We start from the raw sequence: 4,348 nt of genomic DNA on the forward strand, positions 1-4,348 counted from the left end.
TCCGCCGTGGCGGTGTCGATGTCGATCGTCACCCGCGTCGCCAGCGCGTCATCGGAGAGCCGGTGGCTCCAGAAAAGGCCGGGCCAGTCCTTCACCGGGGCCGTGTAGGTTTCGGAAGCATGCCGCAGCGTGAACTCCGGCAGATCCCGCTGCAACGCCGCCACCTGCTCCGGGCCCTGGCAGAGGTAAAACTCGCCCTTCGTGCCATGACACGGCAATTCATCGCGCAGGGCCATCCAAACGACGCTGTAGCGCGGCGAGGGCGGCAGGTCGTTGGGCTCGCGGGCGTCGGGGACGTAGGGTGCCTTCGAGCAGCATGATGTGAGGATGCTAATCACCAAGAACACCATCACACACTGGCACCGTGCATTCATGAGACTCATTCAACTCCTGGCCTTCTTGATCGCTTCCGCCAACACTTCCGCGAGATTTGTGTACTCATTGCTACTTTTCGGCAGAAAACCTGTGCTGCTGTGTGTGAAAATCGCCTGACAGGCCTGAACGACCACGTTGTTTCGGCTTGCCGCATCCATTGGGTCGAGAGCCTTGTATAGTTGAAGAAAAGCCACACTCGCCATTCTGCGCTGCCGATTGACAATTACGTTGTGGACATGCGTCTGGTATATCCGCCCTGTAATCACGCAGATGCCAATGATGAATGATGCCAAGACAAGTTTGCCAATCCCCAGCCGGATCATTTGCAGCAATGGGTCTTCTGGGTCTTGAAAGAGACCTGATGTAACAGGATTGAAACGCGGACCGAACCAAAAAAGCAGTGGTGGGTTAGCAAACATCCAGATCATGATCCAAAGCGTGAAGATCAGGATGCCCACATAAAACTTAAACCACTTCGCAGCCTCAGATTCATGGTGCGCGATCGCCGTCGAAAGCTCCGCGACATTGTCTTCCACCAACACCGCAGACTCAGCTGCTTTTTGTTGCTCAAGCGCCTGTTTTTCACGCTCTTCGATTTTTTCCGACAGTCTTTCAATCTGAGCGGCAACGTTCTTCGGATCCAAAGCTTCAAGCTTCTGTTTGGCAATCAATGGATCAAATAGATCGATCACTCGTTCACACGACTCCCTAACTTCCTTCGCCAGAGAGGGGAAGATGTTGGGACGAACTTCGTTGCTTGGCCCTGCTCTTACAAGCAACGATCTCGCGCGACTCACAATGGAACTCAGGTTCGTTAACGCCTCGACCAGTGCTTGAATTCGATGCGGTGGCTCGTGCGATATGGTCACACCATATTCTGATTCATTGAACTGGCGTAAATAGTCAGAGATCTTTTTCACCTCTTTTAGAAATGGGCGAACATCAACATAAAGACTTTTATCAAACCCTTGGTTCTCCATCTTCTCGGGAGAGTCATTTTCACCAGGCATTTCGGAGACGGTTTCCTGTAGCGCCGCAAGCAATTGGAAGAGCTTCATGTTAACGCACAAGTGAACTGGCTGATCTATTCCTCAACTACAATGATTGGCGGTGCCTCTCAGAAGACCTGCATGTCGTCATGCGTGATCGTGGCAGCCGAATCGCTGTCCAGTTCAACCTCGCGGGCGTCTGCTATCGCGGTGAGTTCGTCATCCGTGGTGTTGGGGAGCGCAGTCGAGAGTTCTCCGAGCAGGCGGGTGACCAGAACGCCCAAATCAGGCAGCGCGAGGGAGCAAGCGGTGGAATAGACTTGGTCGATGGCCGCTGGCATGGGTTTGAAAGGAACCAGTGGGTTGAGAATCAGCGTGGACGAGCTTGCTTCCGAGCTTTGGCCTCGGCAATCACCGACTCGGCATCAAGCGGCACAAACTCTGATTCGGCGGCCAGCATGCCGGAAGTGAGTTCTTTCTCCAACCAGCTCCAGCGTTGCTGCTCGACGAAGCTGCCGAGTTCGCCGGGGAACTGGATGGTGAGGGACGCGCTCATGGCGCGGAGAATGTCATGAGAGGCCGAAACGGCAAGATGGATGTTGATGCGCGAAAAGGCGCGGCAGCGTCGTGGAGTGCGGTGGCAAGCCTTGGCGCGACACCGCTGTCGTGTGCCGGATGGTAATCAGAGGCCAGAGCGCGTTGTTCCTGCGCTCGACAGCGGTGCCGACGGGGCAGGCTTGCGCCTTGCCCCTCTGTCACCGCACTCCACGACGCTGGCGCGGAGGCGTAAGCATCTTGAAACTTGGAACCTGAAACCTGAAACGACGCTCTTCGCGATCCGGGAGGAGGAGTAAGAGTAGGAGGACGAGTAGGATTGTCTGACTCTACGCTCTTTGCCCTTTGCTCTACGCTTTCCCTACCACCCGCTCTTCACATTCCACACCTCGACGAGATCCTTCGGCAGATCCGTGAGGAAGCGTGACGGACGCATCATGATGTCACCGTCTCGCGCTTGGTGATTGATGACGGGATAAGTGAGATACAGCTCGTCCTTGGCGCGGGTCACCGTGACGTAGAAGAGGCGGCGCTCTTCTTCGAGGGCGGTGTCGCCGCCTTCGTCGATGGCGCGTTTGTGGGGGAACATGCCGTCGGCGAGCCAGACGGCGAAAACGACCTTCCATTCGAGGCCTTTGGCCTGATGACCGGTCGTCAGCGTGACGGCATCGCGGTCCTGGGCCTGCTGGTCGGGCTTGTTGTCGGTATCGACGCCGCTGAGGAGCGAGAGCTGGCTGAGGAACTCCAAGGCATCGGTGAAGCGGTCGCTGAAGTTGCTGAGCTGTTCGAGGTCCTGCTGGCGCTGCTCGTAGTTTTTGAACTTCGCCTTCATGTAGTCCTCATACACGCCTTCGACGATGCTGCGGATCATCATGGCGGGCGCGACGACTTTGCCTTCCTTGTCGAGGAGCTCATCGAGCGTGTAGGCGAACTGTTCCCAGGTCGTTTTGGCCTTCTTCGGCACTTTGAGGCCCAGCAGCACCTCGGAGAAGGTGCCGGTCATCGTCTCGGCCTTGGCGGCATCGCTTTGCAGCCAGTCGTTCCAGAGCTTAATGGCGCTGACATTGCCGATGCCATCGCACAGACGCACCATGCGCATGAAGCTGACCTCATCCTGGCGGTTCACGGCGAACTTCATGAAGGCGGCGACGTCTTTGACATGTGCCTGCTCGAAGAAGCGCAGCCCGCTGGTGATCTGAAACGGGATGCCGCGCTGCGTGAGCTCCATCTGGATCTCCATGCTGTGAAAGTGGGCGCGGTAGAGGATGGCGATGTCGTTGAGGTCGCAGCCCTCGTCCTGCAGCTCCAAAATGCGCTGCGCGACGAAGGCGGCCTGCGCGGAGGAATTGTCGAGCGCGACGAGCGCGGGCAGCACGCCTTTGGATTCACGCGCAGGCTGCAAGTTCTTCGGAATCTGCCCGCGATTCATGGCGATGGCGGCATTGGCGAGGTTCAGCACCTCGGGCACGCTGCGGTAGTTCACCTCGATCTTGTGCGTGCGCGCTTTCGGCCAGTGCTCGTCGAAGTTCAGGATGTTCGACACATCGGCGCCGCGCCAGGAGTAGATGCTCTGCGCGTCATCGCCCACGACCATGAGGTTTCCCTGCGGGCCGGTGAGCAGCTCGACGAGGCGGCACTGGAGGCCATTGGTGTCCTGATACTCATCGACAAGGATGAACTCGAACTGGCGGCGGTAGCGCTCGAGCAAGTCCTCGTTTTCTTCCAGCAGCGCGACGGTCTGCGTGAGGAGATCGTCGAAGTCGAAGCAGTTCGTCTCGCGTTTTTTGTCCTGGTAGAGCTTTCGCGCCTTCAGGATGCCCTCGGCGACGTTGTCGAAGTAGGGATAGCGCGTGTCGATGATCTCTTTGAGCTCGCAGAGCGTGTTGTCGGCGAGCGAGAAGATGTCGCCGAGCACTTCGGCCTTCGGGAAGCGGTAGGTGGTGGTGTCGATGCCGCTGGAGCCGAGCACGGTTTCCAGCAGGTCCTTCTGGTCCTCGCGATCCATGATGGAGAAGCCTTTGCGGTAGCCGAGGCGCTCGGCGTTGTAGCGCAGGAGGCGGTTCCCGATGCTGTGGAAGGTGCCGCCCCAGATGCGGCTGGCATCGAGGGACACGAGCGCCTGCACGCGCTCCAGCATCTCGCGAGCGGCTTTGTTCGTGAAGGTGAGCAGCAGGATGGACTCCGGCTGGATGCCATTGTCCAGCAACCACGCCACGCGATACGTCAGCGTGCGTGTCTTTCCCGATCCCGCCCCCGCGATGACGAGCGACTGCCCCGGCGGGCTCACGACGGCAGCGTATTGCTGCTCATTGAGCTCCGCCTTGTAGTCGATGCGGTGGGTGGGGGCGGAAGCTTGATGCAGCGTGTATTCGCGGGGCATGGGGCCGTACTTCCTGTCTGGGACCGACCATCAGGCGGTCGTCAGAGGG

5 protein-coding genes are annotated in these 4,348 nt (G+C 58.5%); all 5 read right to left on the bottom strand.

Annotated features, from left to right (window positions below; genetic code table 11):
* Nucleotides 1-374 (bottom strand): hypothetical protein (locus IAE77_RS08380; protein WP_294224635.1); only part of this gene is annotated, 374 nt, incomplete at its 3' end.
* 9 nt (nt 375-383) lie between these two features.
* Nucleotides 384-1,433 (bottom strand): hypothetical protein, encoded by a 1,050-nt coding sequence (locus IAE77_RS08385; protein WP_294224638.1) that lies wholly within the window; start codon nt 1,431-1,433, stop codon nt 384-386.
* 59 nt (nt 1,434-1,492) lie between these two features.
* A complete protein-coding gene (locus IAE77_RS08390; RefSeq protein ID WP_294224641.1) occupies nt 1,493-1,705 on the bottom strand; it encodes a hypothetical protein in 213 nt (70 codons plus the stop codon).
* A 29-nt stretch (nt 1,706-1,734) separates the two neighbouring features.
* Complete coding sequence (locus IAE77_RS08395) at nt 1,735-1,920, bottom strand: hypothetical protein (RefSeq protein ID WP_294224644.1); 186 nt, start codon at nt 1,918-1,920, stop codon at nt 1,735-1,737.
* A gap of 360 nt (nt 1,921-2,280) precedes the next feature.
* Nucleotides 2,281-4,299 (bottom strand): ATP-dependent helicase, encoded by a 2,019-nt coding sequence (locus IAE77_RS08400; RefSeq protein WP_294224645.1) that lies wholly within the window; start codon nt 4,297-4,299, stop codon nt 2,281-2,283.
* Between the last annotated feature and the right edge of the window lie 49 nt (nt 4,300-4,348).

The organism is Prosthecobacter sp., assembly GCF_014879935.1.
In the GTDB taxonomy this organism is placed as follows: domain Bacteria; phylum Verrucomicrobiota; class Verrucomicrobiia; order Verrucomicrobiales; family Verrucomicrobiaceae; genus Prosthecobacter.

Bases quoted from the DNA above. Each gene is read 5' to 3' on its own strand.
- IAE77_RS08385 (WP_294224638.1), bottom strand. From the start codon at position 1,433: ATGAAGCTCTTCCAATTGCTTGCGGCGCTACAGGAAACCGTCTCCGAA.
- IAE77_RS08390 (WP_294224641.1), bottom strand. From the start codon at position 1,705: ATGCCAGCGGCCATCGACCAAGTCTATTCCACCGCTTGCTCCCTCGCG.
- IAE77_RS08395 (WP_294224644.1), bottom strand. From the start codon at position 1,920: ATGAGCGCGTCCCTCACCATCCAGTTCCCCGGCGAACTCGGCAGCTTC.
- IAE77_RS08400 (WP_294224645.1), bottom strand. From the start codon at position 4,299: ATGCCCCGCGAATACACGCTGCATCAAGCTTCCGCCCCCACCCACCGC.